Below are 1,366 nucleotides of genomic sequence, written 5' to 3'. Positions count from 1 at the left end.
GGGGGGGCGGTCAGAGCGTGTCGCGAGGGCTGGCGCAGGGACTTCCTGCGGCCAGCGTGGAAGGATGCCGGACCACCGACGATGCGATGTGGAACCGCTGGCCGGTGATCTACCACCCAATGGCGCCACCTCATTCAAGGTTGACCGCCCATGTCCCGATCACTTGCATCTTCGCCGGCTCTGCGATCCATTCCCAAAGGTTTGTCCATGCTGGCCCTGGGGACCTTGCTGTACGGGTGCCAGCATCTCGAACCGCAGTTGACCATCGGCGACCGTTTCGCCAATGAGCCTTACCGCGCGCAGCTGCGTTGGCTTGAACCGGCACCCACGGACACGATCATCGAGATTGGCGAGTCATCCCCGCAAAGCGGCGGCAGCCTGTGGGCGCGCATGCGCCAGGGGTTTTCCTTGCAGACCAGAGCCCAGGGCGTGGCGCGTATCGACGAGCAGCGTCGCTGGTTGATGGAGCGTCCGGCTTTTCTTACCCAGACCGGCCGCGCCGGTAGCCGTTACCTGCACTTCATCGTCGGCGAACTGAACAAGCGCAACATGCCTTTGGAGCTGGCTTTGCTGCCGGCGATCGAAAGCGGGTTCAATCCCAATGCGCGTTCGCCTGCCCAGGCGTTGGGGCTCTGGCAGTTCATTCCCGCCACCGGACGCCGTTACCAATTGCAGCAGCACGGTGACTACGATGAGCGCCGGGATATTCCGTCCTCCACCCGGGCTGCCCTGGATTACTTGTCTTACTTGCACGATTACTTCGACGGCGACTGGCTGCTGGCGCTGGCTGCCTACAACGCCGGGGAAGGGCGGGTACGCGACGCCATCACGCGTAACCGCGCCCGTGGCCTGGCGACCAATTACTGGAACCTGTCGCTGCCCGGCGAGACCCAGAATTACGTGCCGCGGCTGCTGGCTTTGTCGCAACTGGTCAACACTCCCGCAGATTACGGCGTGAGCCTGACCCCCATTGCCGACCAGCCGTACTTCCAGATGGTCGCCTTGGCGCAGCCGGTGGACCTGGCGCAGCTGGCGCAGTTGTCGGGGGTGCATGAGCGGGAGTTGCGCATGCTCAACCCGGCCGGCCGTGACCGCGTAAGAGGGCGTTTGCTGATGCCGGTGGAAGCATCGCGCAAGTTGCTGGCGCAACCGGAGATGATCGCCAAGGCGGCGTCGCCCCGGGTCGGCGATGGCGAAGAGCAAGTGGTCGCTTCGCCAGATACGGTCGAGCCGCAGGTGGCCGAGGCGGCAGTGCCACCTGGGGTGTGAGCGCACTGATGCAAAAAAGATTCGCTTGTCGATATCTAACCCGTGGCGAGGGAGCTTGCTCCCGCTTGGGTGCGTAGCGCCCGTCAGACAAATGGGA

1 protein-coding gene is annotated in these 1,366 nt (G+C 64.1%); it reads left to right on the top strand.

What is annotated here, in order from left to right:
* Nucleotides 1–207 precede the first annotated feature (207 nt).
* Nucleotides 208–1,269 (top strand): transglycosylase SLT domain-containing protein, encoded by a 1,062-nt coding sequence (locus ACE04F_RS28085; RefSeq protein WP_486109708.1) that lies wholly within the window; start codon nt 208–210, stop codon nt 1,267–1,269.
* The last annotated feature ends 97 nt before the right edge of the window (nt 1,270–1,366 follow it).

Source organism: Pseudomonas sp. AGC41, assembly GCF_057334555.1.
This window is presented reverse-complemented; position numbering and strand designations above follow the sequence as displayed.

Excerpts from the sequence above, each read along its gene's own strand:
- ACE04F_RS28085 (WP_486109708.1), top strand. The coding sequence starts at position 208 with ATGCTGGCCCTGGGGACCTTGCTGTACGGGTGCCAGCATCTCGAACCG.